20 protein-coding genes and 1 pseudogene are annotated in these 19,361 nt (G+C 68.3%); 13 read left to right on the forward strand and 8 right to left on the reverse strand.

Annotated elements, in window-relative coordinates:
* From A5790_RS16035 to nhaA, 6 genes and pseudogenes are all read left to right on the forward strand, one after another.
* Positions 1-438 (forward strand): annotated as a pseudogene (locus tag A5790_RS16035) (hypothetical protein); the annotation flags it as partial.
* Positions 439-483: 45 nt separating this feature from the next.
* On the forward strand, positions 484-1,260 hold the full coding sequence (locus tag A5790_RS16040) for an SDR family oxidoreductase (RefSeq protein WP_066846092.1): 777 nt from the start codon (positions 484-486) through the stop codon (positions 1,258-1,260).
* A gap of 12 nt (positions 1,261-1,272) precedes the next feature.
* Positions 1,273-2,172, forward strand: a complete 900-nt coding sequence (locus A5790_RS16045; RefSeq protein ID WP_066846095.1) for a hypothetical protein — start codon at positions 1,273-1,275, stop codon at positions 2,170-2,172.
* Entirely contained in the window at positions 2,165-2,824 is a 660-nt protein-coding gene (locus A5790_RS16050) for an RNA methyltransferase (protein WP_066846098.1), read from the forward strand. The genes A5790_RS16045 and A5790_RS16050 overlap by 8 nt, the downstream gene beginning before the upstream one ends.
* Before the next feature lie 15 nt (positions 2,825-2,839).
* Positions 2,840-3,940, forward strand: a complete 1,101-nt coding sequence (locus A5790_RS16055; protein ID WP_066846101.1) for a glycoside hydrolase family 76 protein — start codon at positions 2,840-2,842, stop codon at positions 3,938-3,940.
* Positions 3,937-5,787: a Na+/H+ antiporter NhaA gene (gene nhaA, locus A5790_RS16060; RefSeq protein ID WP_066846103.1), complete on the forward strand. Its 1,851-nt coding sequence runs from the start codon at positions 3,937-3,939 to the stop codon at positions 5,785-5,787. The genes A5790_RS16055 and nhaA overlap by 4 nt, the downstream gene beginning before the upstream one ends.
* Here the strand turns inward: nhaA and A5790_RS16065 are convergent.
* The gene (locus A5790_RS16065; RefSeq protein WP_066846105.1) at positions 5,784-6,527 is read right to left on the reverse strand and encodes a DedA family protein; all 744 of its coding nucleotides are present in this window, start codon (positions 6,525-6,527) and stop codon (positions 5,784-5,786) included. The genes nhaA and A5790_RS16065 overlap by 4 nt on opposite strands.
* An 89-nt stretch (positions 6,528-6,616) precedes the next feature.
* Between A5790_RS16065 and A5790_RS16070 the strand changes: the two genes are divergently transcribed.
* Together A5790_RS16070 and fbaA are read left to right on the forward strand one after the other, a co-directional pair.
* On the forward strand, positions 6,617-7,630 hold the full coding sequence (locus tag A5790_RS16070; protein WP_066846107.1) for an alcohol dehydrogenase catalytic domain-containing protein: 1,014 nt from the start codon (positions 6,617-6,619) through the stop codon (positions 7,628-7,630).
* 48 nt (positions 7,631-7,678) lie between these two features.
* Complete coding sequence (gene fbaA, locus A5790_RS16075; protein WP_066846110.1) at positions 7,679-8,719, forward strand: class II fructose-bisphosphate aldolase; 1,041 nt, start codon at positions 7,679-7,681, stop codon at positions 8,717-8,719.
* A gap of 49 nt (positions 8,720-8,768) precedes the next feature.
* Here the strand turns inward: fbaA and A5790_RS16080 are convergent, their stop codons facing one another.
* The gene (locus tag A5790_RS16080; RefSeq protein WP_156656421.1) at positions 8,769-9,674 is read right to left on the reverse strand and encodes a DUF4878 domain-containing protein; all 906 of its coding nucleotides are present in this window, start codon (positions 9,672-9,674) and stop codon (positions 8,769-8,771) included.
* Positions 9,675-9,791: 117 nt separating this feature from the next.
* Between A5790_RS16080 and A5790_RS16085 the strand changes: the two genes are divergently transcribed.
* Entirely contained in the window at positions 9,792-10,208 is a 417-nt protein-coding gene (locus tag A5790_RS16085; RefSeq protein ID WP_066846115.1) for a DUF3151 domain-containing protein, read from the forward strand.
* Here the strand turns inward: A5790_RS16085 and A5790_RS16090 are convergent, their stop codons facing one another.
* From A5790_RS16090 to A5790_RS16100, 3 genes are all read right to left on the reverse strand, one after another.
* Positions 10,209-11,099 (reverse strand): cation diffusion facilitator family transporter, encoded by an 891-nt coding sequence (locus A5790_RS16090; protein ID WP_066846118.1) that lies wholly within the window; start codon positions 11,097-11,099, stop codon positions 10,209-10,211.
* A gap of 70 nt (positions 11,100-11,169) precedes the next feature.
* Positions 11,170-11,952, reverse strand: a complete 783-nt coding sequence (locus A5790_RS16095; RefSeq protein ID WP_066846121.1) for a site-2 protease family protein — start codon at positions 11,950-11,952, stop codon at positions 11,170-11,172.
* Between the two features lie 19 nt (positions 11,953-11,971).
* The gene (locus A5790_RS16100) at positions 11,972-12,574 is read right to left on the reverse strand and encodes a peptidase M50 (RefSeq protein WP_066846126.1); all 603 of its coding nucleotides are present in this window, start codon (positions 12,572-12,574) and stop codon (positions 11,972-11,974) included.
* A gap of 93 nt (positions 12,575-12,667) precedes the next feature.
* Here A5790_RS16100 and A5790_RS16105 point away from each other — a divergent pair, with 93 nt between their 5' ends.
* The 3 genes from A5790_RS16105 to A5790_RS16115 are packed head-to-tail and all read left to right on the forward strand — an operon-like array spanning position 12,668 to position 15,300.
* Complete coding sequence (locus A5790_RS16105) at positions 12,668-13,963, forward strand: adenylosuccinate synthase (RefSeq protein ID WP_066846130.1); 1,296 nt, start codon at positions 12,668-12,670, stop codon at positions 13,961-13,963.
* Positions 13,964-14,015: 52 nt separating this feature from the next.
* The gene (locus A5790_RS16110) at positions 14,016-14,648 is read left to right on the forward strand and encodes a PaaI family thioesterase (RefSeq protein ID WP_066846133.1); all 633 of its coding nucleotides are present in this window, start codon (positions 14,016-14,018) and stop codon (positions 14,646-14,648) included.
* Between the two features lie 46 nt (positions 14,649-14,694).
* On the forward strand, positions 14,695-15,300 hold the full coding sequence (locus A5790_RS16115; protein ID WP_066846266.1) for a hypothetical protein: 606 nt from the start codon (positions 14,695-14,697) through the stop codon (positions 15,298-15,300).
* On the opposite strand, the gene A5790_RS16120 is transcribed toward A5790_RS16115, so the two are convergent.
* The 3 genes from A5790_RS16120 to A5790_RS16130 are packed head-to-tail and all read right to left on the reverse strand — an operon-like array spanning position 15,297 to position 18,776.
* Complete coding sequence (locus tag A5790_RS16120; protein WP_064402107.1) at positions 15,297-15,488, reverse strand: ferredoxin; 192 nt, start codon at positions 15,486-15,488, stop codon at positions 15,297-15,299. The genes A5790_RS16115 and A5790_RS16120 overlap by 4 nt on opposite strands.
* Before the next feature lie 5 nt (positions 15,489-15,493).
* The gene (locus tag A5790_RS16125) at positions 15,494-16,702 is read right to left on the reverse strand and encodes a cytochrome P450 (protein ID WP_066846136.1); all 1,209 of its coding nucleotides are present in this window, start codon (positions 16,700-16,702) and stop codon (positions 15,494-15,496) included.
* 55 nt (positions 16,703-16,757) lie between these two features.
* Positions 16,758-18,776: an MMPL family transporter gene (locus tag A5790_RS16130; protein ID WP_066846146.1), complete on the reverse strand. Its 2,019-nt coding sequence runs from the start codon at positions 18,774-18,776 to the stop codon at positions 16,758-16,760.
* 114 nt (positions 18,777-18,890) lie between these two features.
* On the opposite strand from A5790_RS16130, the gene A5790_RS16135 reads away from it, so the two are divergent.
* Positions 18,891-19,331: a MarR family winged helix-turn-helix transcriptional regulator gene (locus tag A5790_RS16135; protein WP_066846268.1), complete on the forward strand. Its 441-nt coding sequence runs from the start codon at positions 18,891-18,893 to the stop codon at positions 19,329-19,331.
* Positions 19,332-19,361 lie beyond the last annotated feature (30 nt).

The raw sequence follows: 19,361 nt of genomic DNA on the forward strand, positions 1-19,361 counted from the left end.
GTCTACTCCACCAACCTCGATGCCGCCCGACGCGCGTGCGACCGGCGGATGGTCACATTCGCCCACACCGCGCCCGACTGTGCCGAGATCATGTGGAACGAGGAGCACTGGACGCTGGTCTCCATGCCGGTGACCAGCACGCGCGCGCAGTGGGACGAGGGTCTGCGCACCGTGCGCCAGTTCAACGACCTTCTGCGCGTCCTGCCGCCGACCCCGCAGGCCATGGCGAGCCAGGGCAGCCAGGGCGCGCTGGCCCGGCGAAGCGGCTCGCCCAGCCGCCCCCTCACCCCCGCGGCCGGCCGCGGCGAACCGGCGCCGGGCGTCGAGGCTCCGGCCCGCCCCGAAGCGGCGCGCTACCCCCAACAGCCGCCCCGGCCCGACGCACGGCGTCAACCGCCGTCGCGCAACGGACGGCAGTCACCGCACTATCAGCGGTAAGTGGTCTCGCCCGGATCGCGCGACCAGGGGAAGTAGCCTGAAGCCATGTCTCGCCCCGTCGCCCTGATCACCGGACCGACGTCCGGTATCGGCGCAGGCTTTGCGCGCAGGTTCGCCCGCGACGGCCACGATCTCGTGCTCGTCGCACGCGACGCGGCCAGGCTCGAGCGCCTTGCCGCCGAACTGCGCGACGAAGGCGGTGCGGCCGTCGAGGTGCTCACCGCCGACCTTGCCGAGGCCGCCGACCGCGCGAAGGTCGCCGATCGACTCGCCGCAGGTGTTCAGGTGCTGGTCAACAACGCCGGTTTCGGAACGTCCGGCGAGTTCTGGAGCGCGGAGTATTCACTGCTGCAATCGCAGCTCGACGTCAACGTCACCGCCGTCATGCAGCTGACGCACGCGGCGCTGCCCCCGATGCTGGACGCTGCGCGCGGCACGGTGATCAACGTCGCCAGCGTCGCCGGCCTGGTACCCGGCCGCGGGTCGACGTATTCGGCCTCCAAGTCCTGGGTGGTCGCATTCTCCGAGGGCCTCGCCAACGGCCTGGGCGGCACCGGAGTCGGAGTGCACGCGCTGTGCCCGGGCTTCGTGCGCACCGAGTTCCACCAGCGGGCGGGCATCGACATGGACGGCACACCGTCGTGGTTCTGGCTTGAGGTCGACGACGTGGTTCGCGAGACGATGGCCGGCGTCGCGAAAGGAAAGGTCGTGATCATCCCCGGTGTGCAGTACAAGGTGCTCACGACCGCAGGACGGGTGGTACCGCGAAACCTGGTGCGCGCCATGACTAAAGTCGTGGGCCGGGGTCGTGGTCGGACATAGGGCACCGCGTACGTGCGTGCGCTGATCGTGGCGCTGACCGCGATCGTCGTCGTCGCGGCATCGGCATGCTCCACAGACGATGCGTCGATTCACCCCTACGGCGCGCAGACCGCCACCTTGGGCGAATCCCTTGCCACACTGGGCTGGAACATGTCGGTGTCGAACCTGCGCTTCGACGGCGACTACGTGCTGTTCGACGTCGACGCGTCACCCGCGGACGCCGACGGGCCGCACGCCAAGCCGGAAGACATCCGGTTCGGCCTGTACGGGGCGCTCGCGCACCCGATCGAGGCCAACGGCATCGGAAGCTGTCGTGATGCGACCGACCTTGAGCTGCAACCACTCTCGGCCCCCACGCCCGACCGCCTTACCGGCACGGTCTGCATAGGGCCCGCGCGTGACCAGGTGCAGGTGCGCGGCGTGTACGTCTACTCGCCGCGCGACCGGACACCGGGAACCACCGTCGCCCATCCCGCGGCCTTTCCCGTCGGACTGCCCGCGGTCAGGGACAACGACACCGGATTGTCGATCCGCACGACGAGTCTGGATGCGTTCCGCGCCGACGGCGCCATGCTCGCCCCGGCGGCGCTGGGCGATCCGAACGCGTTCACCGGAAACGGCTACATGCTGATCGGTCTCGAGATCAGCGGTGTGGCAGAGCAATACCGCGAGGTCTCGCAGCAGCGCGGTGGGCCGGCGATGGTGCTGGTGTCGCCGACACTGCCGGCACCCGGGCTGAGTCACGCATGCGACGTCTACGGCGCCTCGGTGTTGGTGCTTCCCGATGCCTCCCGCGAGGCCGTCCAGGTGCGGGCATCGCTGTGCACCCAGGGCGAGATCAACAAGGCGCTGCTGTACGCGACCGTTTCGCTCGTCGGGACCCACGCCGCGCTCTGGACGAAGGATGACTGACCCACCGGAACCCGAAGCCGCCGGCCCCACCGAATGGGGCGAGGCGCCCGGCGTCGGCCCGTGGCAGGGGCCCCCACCCGACGACCCGCGCTACGACCCGGCCTTGCTCCGCGACGGGGACACCCGCAATGTCGTTGACGCGTACCGCTATTGGACACGCGAAGCGATCATCGCCGACATCGACCAGCGCAGGCACGCCCTGCACATCGCGATCGAGAACTTCGGCAACGATGCCAACATCGGCGCGGTCGTGCGCACCGCGAACGCGTTTGCCGTCGACACCGTGCACATCGTCGGAAGGCGACGGTGGAACCGTCGCGGCGCGATGGTGACCGACCGCTACCAACGGCTGCGCCACCACGACACCACCGCCGCGATGCTCGCTCACGCGGCCGACGCCGGCCTGACGGTCGTCGCCGTCGACAACGTCCCGGGCGCGGTGCGCATCGAGACCACGCCGTTGCCGCGCGACTGCCTGCTGGTCTTCGGCCAGGAGGGACCGGGGATCACCCCCGAGGCGAGGGCCGGCGCCGCCCTGACCGTGTCCATCGCCCAATTCGGCTCGACGCGAAGCATCAACGCCGGCGTCGCGGCGGGTATCGCGATGCACACCTGGATCACCCAACACGGGGACCTTTCGGCGGCCTGGTAAGGCAGGATCGACACCATGGATCAGCTCTGGGCCAACCGCGCAGCCAGCGCTGAGGCCGCGATCGCCACCCGACACATCAGACGGCTGTGGGGCCTGCCGGGCACCCAACTGGGCGTCGTCGCCTGGCCCGCGACGCGGCAGCACCGGCTGTTCGGGACGTGGCACTACTGGTGGCAAGCGCATCTGCTCGACAACCTCGTCGACGCCCAACTGCGCGACCCCCGGCCCGAGCGGCAGAAGGCGATCGCGCGCCAGATCCGCGCACACCGGCTGCGCAACAACTTCTCCTGGGTCAACGACTACTACGACGACATGGCGTGGCTGGCGCTGGCGCTGGAACGCGCCGCCGCGCTCGCATCGGTCGAGCGGCCCAAGGCGCTGAAGAAACTCTCCGAGCAGTTCATGAACGCGTGGGTGCCCGAAGACGGTGGCGGCATCCCCTGGCGCAAACAGGACCAGTTCTTCAACGCGCCCGCCAACGGCCCGGCCGCGATCTTCCTGGCTCGCTACGACCGGTTGCGCCGGGCCCAGCAGATGTCGGACTGGCTCGACGAAACCCTGATCGACCCGGACACCCACCTGGTGTTCGACGGCATCAAGGGCGGCTCGCTCGTGCGGGCGCAGTACACGTACTGCCAAGGCGTGGTGCTGGGGCTGGAGACGGAGCTGGCCGCGCGCACCGACGACCCCGAACACGCCGCCCGGGTGCACCGGTTGACCGCCGCGGTCGCCGAACACATGGCGGTCGACGGCGTCATCAAGGGCGCAGGCGGTGGTGACGGTGGCCTGTTCAACGGCATCCTTGCCCGCTATCTGGCGCTCGTCGCGACCACGCTGCCGCAGAACGGCGAAGACGACGCGGCGGCCCGTGACACCGCCCGCTCGCTGGTGCTGGCCTCCGCGGAGGCGGCGTGGCAGAACCGCCAGGTGATCGACGGGCTGCCGCTGTTCAGCGCATTCTGGGACCGCACCGCCGAGATCCCCACCGCCGCCGGCGAGCAGGCACAGTTCGTCGAGGGCGCGGTCAACGCCTCCGAGGTGCCCGAGCGCGACCTGTCGGTGCAGCTGGCGGGCTGGATGCTGATGGAAGCCGCCCACGCGGTGGCGGGGGCGTGAGCACCGAAGCCGGTCTACGCATCGCCCGCGTGCTGCCCGCTCGGTTCAGCGCCGGCGCCAAAGCGGCCAAGACCGGGGAGAACGCCGCGGCCGGCTTGCTGCTGCTCTTCACCCTCGCGGCGCTGCTGTGGGCGAATTCGCCATGGGCGCACAGCTATTGGGCGCTGCTGGACACCCATGTCGGGTTTACCTTCGCCGAGCACCGCTTCGAGCTGACCGTCAAGCATCTGGTCAACGACGGTCTGATGGCGTTCTTCTTCTTCATCGTCGGCCTGGAGGTCAAGCACGAGTTCGCCATCGGCGAGCTCACCGACCGGGCCAGGGCCGCCGTACCTGTGGTGGCGGCGTTCGCCGGCCTGGTGGTGCCCGCCGCGATCTTCTTGTTGATCAACCCTTCCGGACAGGACGCGCAGGCGTGGGGTGTGGTGATCTCCACCGACACCGCGTTTTTGATCGGCGCGCTGGCGATCATCAAACCGAAGTTCCCGGCCCGGTTGCGGATCTTCCTGCTCACCCTGGCCGTCGTCGACGACGTCGGCGCGCTGTGCGTGATCGCCCTGTTCTACTCCGACCGCATCGACGTTGTGCCGCTTGTGATCTCGCTGGCGCTGATTGCGGCGATCGCGGTGGTGCGCTTCATGCCCGCCGGCCGGGGACCGGCCTACGCCGTGCTCGGCTTCTCACTGTGGGTGAGCCTGTACATGGCCGGCGTGCACCCGACGCTGGCCGGCGTGGCGGTGGCCCTGCTGATTCCGGTGTTCTCACCCGAGCGCAGCCAGGTCGAGGAAGTGGTCGCGCGTATCCGCGCGTTCCGGCAGTCGCCGAACTCCCGCTATGCCCGCGAGGTGACTCGCGGTCTGCGCGACTCGATCTCGATCAACGAGCGGCTTCAGACCAGCGTGGGCCCGTATGTGTCCTTCCTGGTGCTGCCGCTGTTCGCGTTGGTCAACGCCGGTGTGCAACTCAACGCCCAGACCGTCTCGGCGGCGTTGCGCTCACCGCTGACATGGGGTGTCGTCGCCGGTCTGGTGGTCGGCAAGTTCATCGGCATCACCGCCGCGACATGGATCATGCAACGCAGCGGCGTCGGTGCGCTGGCCCCCGGCCTCACGTTGCGCCGGATCGCCGGCGGCGCTGCGCTGTCCGGAATCGGTTTCACCATCTCGCTTTTCATCGTCGACATCGCGGTCGACGATCCGGGCCGTCGCGAGCAGGCCATCATCGGCGTGCTTCTCGCGTCGGTGATCGCGTTCTTTCTCGGCTGGTTGATCTTCCGGATCACCGACCGGCTCAGCCCGCCCGACCCGGTCGGCCTGAAACTGTTGCGGCCGATCGACCCGGACCGAGACCACATCGCGGGCGAACCCGACGCCCCGCTGACACTGGTGGAGTACGGCGACTTCGAGTGTCCCTTCTGCAGCCGGGCCACCGGTGCCATCGACGAGGTGCGCGAGCACTTCGGCGGCGAACTACGCTACGTGTGGCGCCACCTACCGCTGGAGCGCGTCCATCCCCGGGCCTTCGACGCCGCACGGGCCAGCGAGGCGGCCGCGCTGCAGGGCAGGTTCTGGCAGATGGCCCACGAACTGTTCGGCCACCAGGACGATCTGGAGTGGTCGGACATCTACCGCTACGCCGTGGCCGCGGGCTGCGATATCGAGCGGTTCGACCAGGACGTGCGGGTGCACTCGTCGAAGGCCTATCACCACGTTCAGGACGACGCGCAGGACGCGGAATTGATGGACCTGAACTCGACGCCGACCTTCTTCATCAACGGCAAACGGCACAAGGGTCCGTGGGACGCCGCCAGCCTGATCCGCGCGCTCGAGAACAGCCGAGGCCGCTAGCCCGGCTGCTCTCCGGAGGTGGAGTCGAGCGGGGGCGCGGCGATCCCTGCACGTTTTGCCGCGCGGCGCCGCTTGAACCACTCGATGAACATCGGCAGCACCGAGATCACCACGATCGCGATCACGATCGGCTCGAGCAGCTTCTGCACGGTCTCGAACCGGCCGAGCCAATATCCGAGCAGGGTCAATCCCACGCCCCACACGACGGCGCCGACCACATTGAACAACGTGAACACCGGATAGCTCATCCGGGCCGCGCCCGCGGTCAGCGGTGCGAGCGTGCGGACGATCGGCACGAAACGGGCGATGACGATCGCGAACGGCCCGCGCTGCTCGAAGAACACGTGTGCCTCTTCGAGGTACTTCTGTTTGAGGATCCGCGCATCGGGTTTGAACATCGCGGTGCCGATGTTGCGCCCGATCCAGTAGCCGACCTGACCGCCCAGCACCGCGGCGATGGGGATGAACAGCAGCAACTGCCAGAGCTGGAAGTTGATGACCTCGCCGCCGCCTTCGGCCAGCGCGGCCGTGCCCGCGGCCAACATGCCCGCCACGAACAGCAGCGAGTCGCCAGGCAGGATCGGGAACAACACCCCGGATTCGACGAAGATGACGACCAGCAGCCCGATCAGTGCCCACGTGCCGAAGTAGCCCAGCAGCGTCATCGGGTCGAGGAAGTCCGGCATCAGCGCCAGGTGGTCGGTCGCCGCGAGGGCCATCGACGGTGAGGGGGTGGTCATGGCTCACCAAGATACCGGCGCCGGGGACCGAGTCCCGCGTCCGTGCGTAGGGGATGCGTACACGGGCGCTGCGTCACTAATGTCTGCCTATGCCCACTCACAAGGCGGTTCTCGTCGAATCCGTCGGCGGTCCCCTCACCCTGGCCGACGTCGAAACCACTTCACCGCCGCCGCTGCATGTGCGCATCGCCGTCGCCGCATGCGGCGTGTGCGGTACCGACCACGGCTTCGTGGCCGGCGGCTTTCCCAATCTGAACTGGCCGATCACGTTGGGCCACGAGATCGCCGGGACCATTGCCGAGGTCGGCGAGGGTGTCGGGGATTTCGCGGTCGGTGACCGGGTGGCCGTCGGATGGTTCGGCGGCAACTGCAACCGATGTGTGCCGTGCCGCAAGGGCCAGTTCATGCAGTGCGAGCGCATGCAGGTGCCGAGCTGGCACTATCCGGGCGGCTACGCCGAATCGGTCACCGCGCCCGTCACCGCGCTGGCCCGCATCCCCGAGGGGTTGTCGTTCGTGGAGGCCGCGCCGATGGGCTGCGCGGGCGTCACCACCTTCAACGGGCTGCGGCAGACCAAAGCCAAGCCCGGTGACCTCGTCGCCGTGCTCGGTGTCGGCGGCCTCGGTCACCTCGGTGTGCAGTTCGCCAGGGCGATGGGTTTCGAGTCCGTGGCGATCGCCCGCGGTGCGGACAAGGAGGCCGACGCCCGCGAACTCGGCGCGCATCACTACATCGACTCCAAGGCCGTCGACGTCGCCGCGGCGCTCCAGCACCTCGGCGGTGCGGCCGTGGTGCTGGCGACGGCAGCGAATTCACAGGCGATGGCCGACACCGTCGGCGGGCTGGCGGCCCAGGGCGAGCTCGTCATCATCGGCGTCACCGCCGACCCGCTGCCGATCGCCCCGGTCCAGCTGATCACCGACGGTCTGAGCGTCAGCGGCCATCCGTCGGGCACCTCGCGCGATGTCGAGGAGACGATGCACTTCGCGGTGCAGAGCGGGGTGCGCGCCCGGATCGAGGAGCGCCCGCTGACCGAGGCCGCCGAGGCGTACGCCGCAATGGAGGAAGGCCGGGCCCGATACCGCATGGTCTTGACCATGTGAAACGGCCGTCGCGGTGGGATAATCGCCGAAACGGCGAGAGGACGGCTCATGCCCATCGCAACGCCCGAGGTGTACGCGCAGATGCTCGACCGGGCCAAGGAGCACGGCTACGCGTTTCCGGCCATCAACTGCACGTCATCGGAATCGGTGAACGCGGCCATCAAGGGCTTTGCCGACGCCGGCAGTGACGGGATCATCCAATTCTCCACCGGTGGAGCCGAATTCGCGTCGGGACTCGGGGTCAAGGACATGGTCACCGGTGCGGTTGCGCTCGCCGAGTTCGCTCACGTCATCGCCGACAGGTATCCGATCACGGTGGCGTTGCACACCGACCACTGTCCTAAGGGCAAGCTCGACACCTACGTGCGGCCGCTGCTGGCCATCTCGCAGCAACGGGTTTCCGACGGTGGGCAGCCGTTGTTCCAGTCGCACATGTGGGACGGCTCGGCGGTCCCCCTCGACGAGAACCTCGAGATCGCACGCGAACTGCTCAAGGACGCCGCGGCGGCGAAGATCGTGCTGGAGATCGAGATCGGTGTGGTCGGCGGCGAGGAGGACGGCGTCGCCAACGAGATCAACGACAAGCTCTACACCACCGCCGAGGATTTCGAGAAGACCGTCGAGGTGCTCGGTGCGGGCGAACACGGCAGGTACCTGCTGGCCGCGACGTTCGGCAACGTCCACGGCGTGTACAAGCCGGGCAACGTCAAACTCCGGCCCGAAATCCTCGACGAGGGGCAGAAGGTCGCCGCAGCCAAACTCGGATTACCCACGGATGCACAGCCTTTCGACTTCGTCTTCCACGGCGGCTCGGGCTCGCTGAAGTCCGAGATCGAGGACGCGTTGCGCTACGGCGTCGTGAAGATGAACGTCGACACCGACACCCAGTACGCCTTCACCCGCCCGGTGGCCGCGCACATGTTCACCAACTACGACAAGGTGTTGAAGGTCGACGGGGAGGTCGGCGACAAGAAGGCCTACGACCCGCGCAGCTACCTGAAGAAGGCGGAGGCCTCGATGAGCGAACGCGTGGTCGAGGCGTGCCGCGATCTGCACAGCGCGGGCCGATCAGTCACCGCGAGCGCGTGATTTCGGTGTAGTTGGTTGCGGTCGGCGCGACGAACTACACCGAACTCGCTTATTGGGGGGCCTGGCAGATCTTCCACTGGTCGTCGCGGAATTCCAGGTCGAAGCTGCGCGTCGACCGGGTCTGGGGCGCGTAGGCCATGAACGCGGTCACGTTCGCCTCGGCGTGGTCTCCGTTGATCACCACCTGGTCGATGCTGGCGACCACCGGATACTGCTTGGCTGCGGCGACCCGTTCGTGGATCTCCTCCCACGTCTTGTCGTCGTATCTGACGTAGCTGTCGCGCTTGCTGCCGCAGGTGATACTGCGCAACTTCGCCAGGTCGCCGCTCTGGATCGCGGTATCGAACTCCTCGATGGTGTTGCGGACCATCTCCTCCTGCGACGCCCCCGGCTCCGAGTTCCTGGTCAACAAGACGGTGCCGAGCACCGCGATCGCCACCAGCGCGGCGATGACCAGCACTACGGCCACCACCCATCCCCAGCTGCGGCGCTGCTGCGGAGGGCCGGGAGCATCGCCACGCGGCGGAATAACCTGCGGGGCAACGGGTTTCTGCTGTCCTGCGATGCCGGGAGAGGAGAACACCTCAGTGGCCGGTTCCGCCGGGGTGTCGATCTTCTGGGTCGTGCCCGCGTCGAATCCGGAGGGCGCGGTGAATCGGCGCTCACCCTGCTCGGCGCCCGGCGCCGACTCGGGGTGCGGTTGAGCGGTCGACATCACCTCGGTCGCGGGCTCGTGGTCGGCGTGCGGTTCGATCACCTCGGTGGCCGCGTCGGCGTCGTGAACCTCGCCGGGCTCGTCGCGGGTCTCGTCGGCCAGCGAGTCGTCGTCAGCGGAGTCGGCGGGCCGGGCATCGTCGCTTTCGGGTGTTTCGGGGTTCTCGGAGGCGTCAACGTCCGAGGCGTCCGACCCTTCGGGACCATCTTCCGGCTGGTCAGGCCCTGATGGATTCGACATGCCTGTTGCGGTCCTCCCTTACGACGCTACGGCGGGAAGCTTAGTCACCGCCGCCCAGTCCGCGCTCGGACCCCGTGCGGCGCCGCCCGCAGCGGCGCGCACGGCACAATGGGGGCCATGACTGGGATGGGAGATCTTCTGGGGCCGGATCCGGTGCTGCTGCCCGGCGACAGCGACGCCGAAGCCGAACTCGCCGCGGGGGAGAAGCCCGCGATCGTGGCGGCCGCGCATCCCTCCGCGTCGGTCGCATGGGCGACGCTGGCCGAGGACGCGCTCTCCGAGGACAGGGCGATCACCGCCTACGCCTATGCGCGCACCGGCTATCACCGCGGGCTGGATCAGTTGCGCCGCAACGGCTGGAAGGGCTTCGGCCCCGTGCCCTACAGTCACGAACCGAACCGCGGATTTCTGCGCTGTGTCGCGGCGCTGGCCCGTGCCGCCGACGTGATCGGGGAGACCGACGAGAACCAGCGCTGCCTGGACTTGCTCGACGACTGCGATCCGTCGGCGCGGGCCGAGCTCGGGCTTGCCTGACTATTCCGCTTCGCAGTTGCAGTCCCCGGTGCCGTCGCCGGGTTCCACCTGAACCGTCGCATGATCTAGACCGCGTTCGGTCAGCACGGCGCGCGCATCGTCGAGCACCAGCGCCGAATCGCGGTTGCTGGTCAGGTGAGCGGTGACCATGTCCTTGCCCGGCACCAGGGTCCACACGTGCAGATCGTGCACATCGGTCACGCCCTCGACCGCGCACAGGGCGACCCGCAACTCCTCGACGTCGATGTGAGCGGGCGACGACTCCGACAAGATCCGCAAAGCGGCGCGCGCCAGTGCGAACGCCCGCGGCAACACCCACAGCGCGACGAACACCGCGACCACGACGTCGGCGTACGGCCAGCCCGTCGTGACCGTGACGATGCCCGCGATCAGCACACCGATGCTGCCGACGGTGTCGGCGACGACCTCCATGTAGGCGCCCTTGACGGCCAGGCTCGTCTCGGAGTGCGAGCGCAGCAGCAGCACGACGACGGCGTTGGCCACCAGCCCCGCCAGGGCCACGACGATCATCGGCACGCCGGGCACCTCGGGCGCGTCGCCGATCCGTTCGATCGCCTCGATGAGGATGAACGCCGCGACGCCGAGTAGCAGTACCGCGTTGGCCACGGCGGTGAACACCTCGGCGCGGTGCCAGCCGTACGTGCGGGCCGGGGAGGTACTGCCCCTGCGGGCCAGCAGTACCGCGGTCAGGCCCATGAACATCGCGACCAGATCGGTCAGCATGTGGCCGGCGTCCGCCAGCAGCGCGATCGAGTTGATCATCAGCGCCGTGACGAGCTCGATCACGAAGAAGGCGGTCAGGATCGCCGCGGCGACCGCCATCCGGCTGACTCGGGTGTCGCCTCTGCTGTGATCGTGACCGGCACCCATGCCAGCAATATATGCGGAGATACGCATATGTTGCAAGGAGGTGGCCCGCCCGGCGCTCATCGCGGCGGGATCAGAACCAGGCCGACCAGAACCGGGTCAGATCGCTGCCCAGCCACACCAGCGGGCGCGGCACGCCGGTGAAGTCGAAGAACCACAGCACCACCTGCCAGAACCACGTGTTGAGTCCCGGGGTGAAGAGCAGCAGCAGCAAGACCAGCAGGCCCCACTGCTTGGCCGGAGCCACCGCTCGTTGGGTCTGCGGGCTCAGGTGCGGCTCGAGCGCGCCGTATCCGTCCAGTCCGGGGACCGGCAGCATGTTCAGCACGAAGGCGGTGACCTGGAGGAAGCCCAGGAACGCCATGCCGGCCCAGAAGACGCCGTGCGCGGGGTCGTAGAGCACGCTCGTCAGTACCAGCAGCAGCACCGCGAACACCAGGTTGGTGGACGGTCCCGCCAGGCTGACCAGTGTGCGCTGGCGTCGGGTCATCCAGGCGGTGTGGACATACACCGCCCCGCCGGGCAGGCCGATCCCGCCGATCGCGATGATCGCGACCGGCAGCCCGATCGACAACAGTGGGTTCGAGTACTTGAGCGGGTTGAGCGTGAGGTAGCCGCGCACCGCGACGTCGCGGTCGCCGAACCGCCATGCGGTGTAGGCGTGCGCGAACTCGTGCACGCACAGCGACACCAACCAGCCCGCGATCACGAACGTGAACACCCCGACATAGGCCAGCGGTCGCGAGATCTCCGTCGCGGACCCCCATGCCAGTACGCCGCCGGCCACGGTGGCCGCCACGATCGCGAGGAACACCGGGCTGGGCCGCACCGACCGGTGCAGCGGACGAACGCTCACGGGTCGAAGCTACCCGAGGTCAGCGCACCCGCAGCCAGCCTTCGGTGTGCCGGTAGAACGTCGAGCGCTTCACCGGACGCGCGGCCTTGACGCCGTCGCGGACCACGATGGCGCCGGTGGCGCCGAGCTGGGCCGCCCGTCCCGTCACCCACCGTTGCGGCCGCATGTGACGCGACAGCACGCTGGCGCGCAGACCGGGCATCGTCGGTATCGGTTCGATGCGCACTCCGGTCGCCGCTCCGTCGAAGAGCACCTCGTCGTCGACCACGGCCTCGCCGATCAACTCGGCGGGCGGCGAGCCCTTCTCGAGCCCGCTCTCACCGAGCCAGAACGCGGCGCCGACGAGCGCGGTTCCCCGGTCGTCACGGATCAGCGGCACCCGCGTGGCGCGGCCGCGCAGTGCCCGACGCGCGTGCCACGGCCTGCGCACGTGGGCCACCTCGACACCGAGCCGATCGGTGCGCAGCAGCCGGGTCAGCACCGTCGCCACCTCAGCCTCGGAGCCGACGACGACGAGGCGACGGCAGGGCACATCCGGTGTCTCGGCAACCGGCAGGCCGCGCAGCGCGGTCGGTATCCGACGTCGGCCGAAACGCAACACCACGACTTCAGCGGTGCTCAAGTTCGGCTCCTCGCAAGTTGCTGGGATAGGGTGTCTCACCGGCTGCAACAAGGTTTTGGGTGCAAGGGTAGCCGGAATTGCGAGGTCCAAGTCATGCCGGCAATCGTGCTCATCGGCGCGCAATGGGGCGATGAGGGCAAAGGTAAAGCCACCGACCTGCTCGGTGGACGCGTCCAGTGGGTGGTGCGCTATCAGGGCGGCAACAACGCCGGCCACACCGTCGTCCTGCCGACTGGTGAGAACTTCGCCCTCCACCTGATCCCGTCGGGCATCCTCACCCCGGGCGTGACCAACGTCATCGGCAACGGCGTGGTGGTCGACCCGGGGGTGCTGCTCACCGAACTGCAGGGCCTCGTCGACCGCGGCGTGGACACCGAGCGCCTCCTGATCTCCGCGGACGCACACCTGCTGATGCCGTATCACGTCGCGATCGACAAGGTCGTCGAGCGGTATGCGGGCAGCAAGAAGATCGGCACCACCGGCCGCGGTATAGGCCCCTGCTACCAGGACAAGATCGCCCGGATCGGCATCCGCATGGCCGACGTGCTAGACCCCGCGTTGCTGGCCGAGAAGATCGAGGCCGCACTGGACTTCAAGAACCAGGTGCTGGTCAAGGTCTACAACCGCAAGGCGCTCGACGCCGCCGAGGTGGTCGACAGCCTGCTCAACCAGGCCGAGGGTTTCAAGCACCGCATCGCCGACACCCGGTACCTGCTCAACACGGCGCTGGAGAACGGCGAGACCGTGCTGCTCGAGGGCTCCCAGGGCACCCTGCTCGACGTGGACCACGGCACGTATCCCTATGTGACGTCGTCGAATCCGACGGCCGGTGGCGCCGCGGTGGGGTCGGGCATCGGGCCCACCCGGATCACCACGGTGCTCGGAATCCTCAAGGCTTATACGACGCGCGTCGGCTCGGGTCCGTTCCCCACCGAGCTGTTCGACGAAAAGGGCGAGTACCTGTCCAAGACCGGTGGCGAGTTCGGTGTGACGACCGGCAGGCGACGCAGGTGCGGTTGGTTCGACGCCGTCATCGCCCGATATGCCACCAGGGTCAACGGCATCACCGATTACTTCCTCACCAAACTCGACGTGCTGTCCAGCCTGGAGACCGTGCCGGTGTGTGTCGGGTACCGGGTGCACGGCCGGCGTCTGGACGACATGCCGATGACCCAGTCCGAGATCGCGCTTGCCGAGCCGATTTACGAAGAGCTGCCCGGTTGGTGGGAGGACATCTCCGGAGCGCGTGAGTTCGACGACCTGCCCGCCAAGGCGCGCGATTACGTACTGCGGGTCGAAGAGCTTGCCGGAGCGCATGTTTCGTGTATCGGCGTGGGCCCCGGCCGAGACCAGACGATCGTGCGTCGCGATATCCTGGCCCAGCCGTGATGTGGGGGCACCGCCCGCTTGCGGGGGACGCTTGCGCGAAGAGCCGACAGCGATGACGGATCCGCACCTCGAAGATCCCGACTACGACAAGCACGGCGGATTCCCGAACTATAAACGGGCCGAGCCCGGGCCGGGATTCGGCCGGTTCCTCACGGCGATGCGTCGCGCACAAGACCTCGCGGTGTCGGCCGATCCGGACAGCGACACCTGGGACCGAGCCGCCGAGCAGGCCGAGGCCTTGGTGGCTCTGCTCGACCCCTTCCGCGCCGCCGAAGGTGTCGGCCCGGCCAACCGCGTGCCGTCGCTGCCCGGTGCGGGCAGCCTGCTGATGCCGCCGTACCGGGAGGTGGAGCTCGACCCGACCGGGGTCACCCTCAAGGTCCAGTTCAGTCGGTATCACGTCGGAGGCAACTCCGCCGTGCACGGCGGGGTGCTGCCGTTGCTGTTCGACTCGGTGTTCGGCATGGTGATCCACGCCGTCGGCCGGCCGATCAGCCGCACCGGCTTCCTGCACGTCGACTACCGCAAGGTGACCCCGATCGACACCGAGCTGTCGGCCCGCGGCTGGCTGCGGGAAGCCCAGGGACGCAAGGCGTTTGTCAACGCCGAGCTGCGCGACCCCGACGACAACCTGCTCGCCGAGGCGAACGGGTTGATGATCCAGCTTCTCGCCGGTCAGCCGTGAGGCCGATGACGTGACAACCGACGACACCGGTCCGCGGCCTCGCAACCTGACCGCCCCTCGCTCGGCCGCCCTGGCCGGTGTCGCGTTCGCGCTGCTGTTCGCGACGGCGCTGGTGCTGATCCGCATTGCCCTACCCGAGGGCCGGGAGCCGGGTTCGCAGTGGGTGGCTGAGCACAGCGTCAACATGCGGATCGCGGCGATTTTGATGCCGTTCGCGGGGATCGCGTTCCTCTGGTTCATGGGCGTCCTGCGGGACGGCATGGGCCGCTACGAGGACAAGTTCTTCGCGACCGTATTCCTCGGAAGCGGCCTGCTGTTCTTGGCGATGATGTTCGTCGCCGTCGCCTTGGGTGTGGGTCTCGAACACAGCGGCGCGGCAGCGTATCCCGGTGTCGCCGCGTTCGGACAGATGACGTTGATGACGATCTCGAAGACCTACGCGCTGCGCATGGCGGCGGTGTTCATGATCTCGTTGGCCACGATCTGGTTGCGGACGCGGCTGATGCCGCGGTGGTTGAGCATCGCCACCTACGTCGTGGCGGTGGCGGTGCTACTGGCCGCCGACCTCAGCATGTGGTCGGTGCTGATCTTCCCGGCGTGGGTCCTGGTCGTCAGCGTGCGACTCCTCGCGCACCGACCCGACCCCGACTAATCGACGAGCCGCAAAGCCTGTGACGGGCAGAGTTTCACGGCTTCGCGGGCGTGGTCGAGCTCATCGTCGGGCACCTCATCGACCAGCACCACGACGATGCCGTCGTCGTCCTGGTCGAAAACCGCGTCGGCTGACATCACGCAGTTGCCCGCCTGGATGCAGACGTCGCGGTCGGCGTGCACCTTCACATCCGTCACCTCCAATCCACTGACAACGATTTGAGACCGTAGATGAAGTGGAACGACCGGAACTGCACATCGGCGAAGTCCTCGGCCAGCCGCAGTGCCGGAAAACGTTGCAGCAGAGCGGGAAACGCGATCCGCATCTCCATGCGGGCCAGCGGCGCCCCGAGGCAGTGGTGCACCCCGTGACCGAAGGCGAGATGTCCGGCGGCGCCGCGGCCGATGTCGAGCACATCCGGGGCGTCGATGAAGTCGGGATCGCGGTTGCCCGACGGTAGCGACGCGAACACCAACTGCCCGGCCGGGATCGCGACATCCGCGATCTCGACGTCGGTGGTGGTGATGCGCGGTATCGCGGTGTGCACGATGGACAACCAGCGCAGCAGCTCCTCGACCGCGGGCCCGACGGCGTCGGGATCGTCGCGGACGACGGCGAGTTGTTCGGGATGGCGCAACAGGGCCAGCGTGCCAAGACCGAGCATGTTGGAGGTGGTCTCGTGGCCGGCGAGCAGCAGCAGCCCGGCGATGCCGACCAGTTCGTCGTCGGTGAGCTCGTCGCCGTGTTCGCGAACCAACATGCCGAGGATGTCGTCCCCGGGCTGTCGCCGTGCGCGTTCGACCAGCGACCGCATGTAGGCCCGCCCGGCCCGCTGCAACTCGAGGCGCTCGGTGAACGGCAGCGACAAGTCGAGCTGGCGCGCGCTGCGGTGCTGGAAGTCGTCCCGGTCCTCGTAGGGCACCCCGAGCAGTTCGCAGATGACCAGCGACGGGATCGGCAGCGCGAAGTGCTCGACGAGATCGGCCGGGGCTCCGGCGGTTTCCATCATGTCCAGGTGTGTCTGGACGATCTCGACGATGCGAGGCTCGAGCCGTTTGATCCGCCGGATCGTGAACTCCGGGGTGAGCATGCGGCGCAGCCGCTGATGCTCGGGCGGGTCCAGACCGAGCAGGTTGCCGGCCCTGGCGCTGGCGAGCTCTTCGTCCGACAGCGCCGGAGCGCCGGGGACGACGAATCCCGGAGGGCGGCCGTTGGAGAACCTCTCGTGGTCGGACAGCACCATCTTGACATCGTCGTGCCGGGTGACCAGGTACACCGTCATACCGAAGGCGTTGACCACCGTGCGGACACCGGCGGTGTCGCGGATCTCGGCCAGCGCAGGGGTCGGATCGAAGGCGTCGCGACGCATATGCAGAGGCGGCAGCTCCGGTGCTTGCGTCATGACCCGACGCTACCCGCGAAACGCGGCGTCGCCGAGACCGACGCTTTGGTCGCTTTCACTCGCGTGAATCGACCGAAACGTCCCTTTCGGCGTCCTGCCCCTTGAGCGCGGGCCACCAGATGCGCGGTCCGATCAGCGTGAACAGGGCAGGGATGATCACGGTGCGCACGATGAAGGTGTCGAGCAGGATGCCAAGGCCGACGATGATGCCGATCTGCGTGAGCACGATCAACGGCAGCACGCCGAGCACGCAGAACACCGCGGCCAACACGATGCCCGCGCTGGTGATCACCGCCCCGGTCGCGGAGACGGCGCGCACGATCCCGCCGCGCGTGCCGTGCTCGGGAGTCTCCTCTCGCGCGCGGGTGACCAGGAAGATCGTGTAGTCCACCCCGAGCGCCACCAGGAACAGGAATGCGAACAGCGGTGTGGTGTTGTCGAGCGCGGGGAAGCCGAACACGTGCACGCTGGCCCAGCCGCCGAGCCCCAGCGCGGCCAACGCGCTCAACACCGTGACCGCCACCAGGATCAGCGGTGCCAGCGCGGCGCGCAGCAACACGTACAGCACCGCGAGCACCACGACGAGGATGGCCGGTACCACGACCGCCCGGTCGCGGGACGCGGCGGCGCTGGCGTCGCGGGCGGTGGCGTCCGAACCGCCGACCAACGCCTCCGGATCGGCGGTTTGCACCGAATCGCGCAGCGCATCAACGGTTTCGAAGGCCTCGTCCGAGGCGGGGTCGGCGTCGATGACGACCGACCACTGCGTCAGACCGTCGGGGGTCCGGCCCGCGGGGTTGGCCGACACCACGCCGGGTGTCTCGGTGATCACGCGCTGCACGTCAGCGGCGCGCTCGGTGGACGCGATGACACGGGTGGGATCGGTCAGACCGCTCGGGAAGTGGTCGGCCAACCGCTCGTATCCATAGACCGACTCGGCCTGCACCCGGAACTGTTCGGTCTGCGACAACCCGATCGGGGTGCCGACCAACCCGATGCACAGCACCGCCAGACCGCCGATCGAGATTGTCGCGACGGCACCGGGTCTGCGGGCCACCGCCTCGGCGATGCGGTGCCAGATACCGCTGTCGGTGAGCACCCGGTCGCCGATCTTGGGGATGAACGGCCAGAACAACCGCTTGCCGAACAGACCGAGCAGCGGTGGCAGGACCAGCAGCACGAACACCGCGGCCACGATGAGGCCCGCTGCTGCTTGAACACCCAGGCTGCGAACGCTCGGAGACGACGCGAACACCAGCGTGAGCAGCGCCAGCACCACCGTCGCGTTGCTGGCGATGATCGCCGGACCGGCCCGTCGCACCGCAGTGTCCAGCGCGTCGTGATGGTTCTCGGTGCGGCCCAACTCTTCCCGGTACCGGGAGATGAGCAGCAGCGCGTAGTTGGTACCCGCGCCGAACACGAGCACGCTCGTGATGCCCGAGGTCGAACCGTCCGGGCTCATTCCGACCGCCTGGGTCACCGCGGTGCCGAGCACGGCGGCCACCCGGTCGGCGAATCCGATCACCGCCAGCGGCACCAGCCACAGCACGGGAGAGCGGTAGGTGATGATCAGCAGCAATGCGACAACCGTGGCGGTCACCGCGAGCAGCGTGAAATTGGCGCCGGAGAACGAGTTCGCGATGTCGGCGCCGAACGCCGGGCCGCCGGTGACTTCGCTGCGCAGGTCGGCGGGCAACCCCTCGGAGGCCTCCGCGCGCACGTTTTCGACCGCGTCGGTGAGGTCGAACCCCGACAGCTCGGCGTCCATCGGCACTACGGCCAGGCCGGCCGCGCCATCCTCGGAAATCTGGGCCGCGGGCCACTTCTGCTTGACCGCATCGACGTCGGCCGGGCTCAGCGGGGCACCGTCGGTGCGGGTGATCACGACGATCGCGGGCACGCGGTCGCCGCCGGGGAACTGGGCGCGCAGCGCGTCGACGCGCGCGGACTCGGCGGAGTCGGGTACGGGTACCGGTGACTGCGAGCTCGAATCGTCGCTGCCGACGAGGCCCATCAGGGCACCCGAAGCGAGCACCGCGAGTACCGCGAGTATCCAGGAGAGGCGCCGGGACATGTCTACGAATATTTCAAAAACTTAACTAACAATCAAACCACTCCCGCCGGGTCGGCCTATGCTTTCGGCGTGTCAGAGGACCGCGGCGCGCTGGAGGCGACGATCGCCGCCGACATGCGCGCGATGAACGCCGAATCCGACGAGATCGGCAGGCTGTTCGCAAGCAGACATGATGTCGCGGCCAACGACTTTCGGGCATTACTGCATGTGATGGTCGCCGAGACCGACGGGGTGCCGCTGACGGCGGGGGAGCTGCGCAAGCGGATGGGCATGTCGGCCGCAGCGATCACCTACCTGGTCGAGCGGATGATTGCCTCCGGGCACTTCCGTCGAGAGTCCGATCCGAGGGACCGCCGGAAGGTCATCCTGCGTGTGGCAGATCACGGAGTGGACGTCGCTCGAGGGTTTTTCACCCCGCTCGGTGAACAAACCCGCGCCGCGCTGGCGGATTTATCGGATGACGAGCTGACCGCCGCCCACCGCACGTTCACCGCACTCATCGACGCCATGCGGCAGTTCCGCGGTCAGCTGGAACGGTCCGCCATCCCGAACTGAGCACGCCTGTTCGACGGCGGTCGCCGGTGC

Origin of the sequence: Mycobacterium sp. 852002-51152_SCH6134967, assembly GCF_001667105.1 — a bacterium.
Classification (GTDB): domain Bacteria; phylum Actinomycetota; class Actinomycetes; order Mycobacteriales; family Mycobacteriaceae; genus Mycobacterium; species Mycobacterium neumannii_A.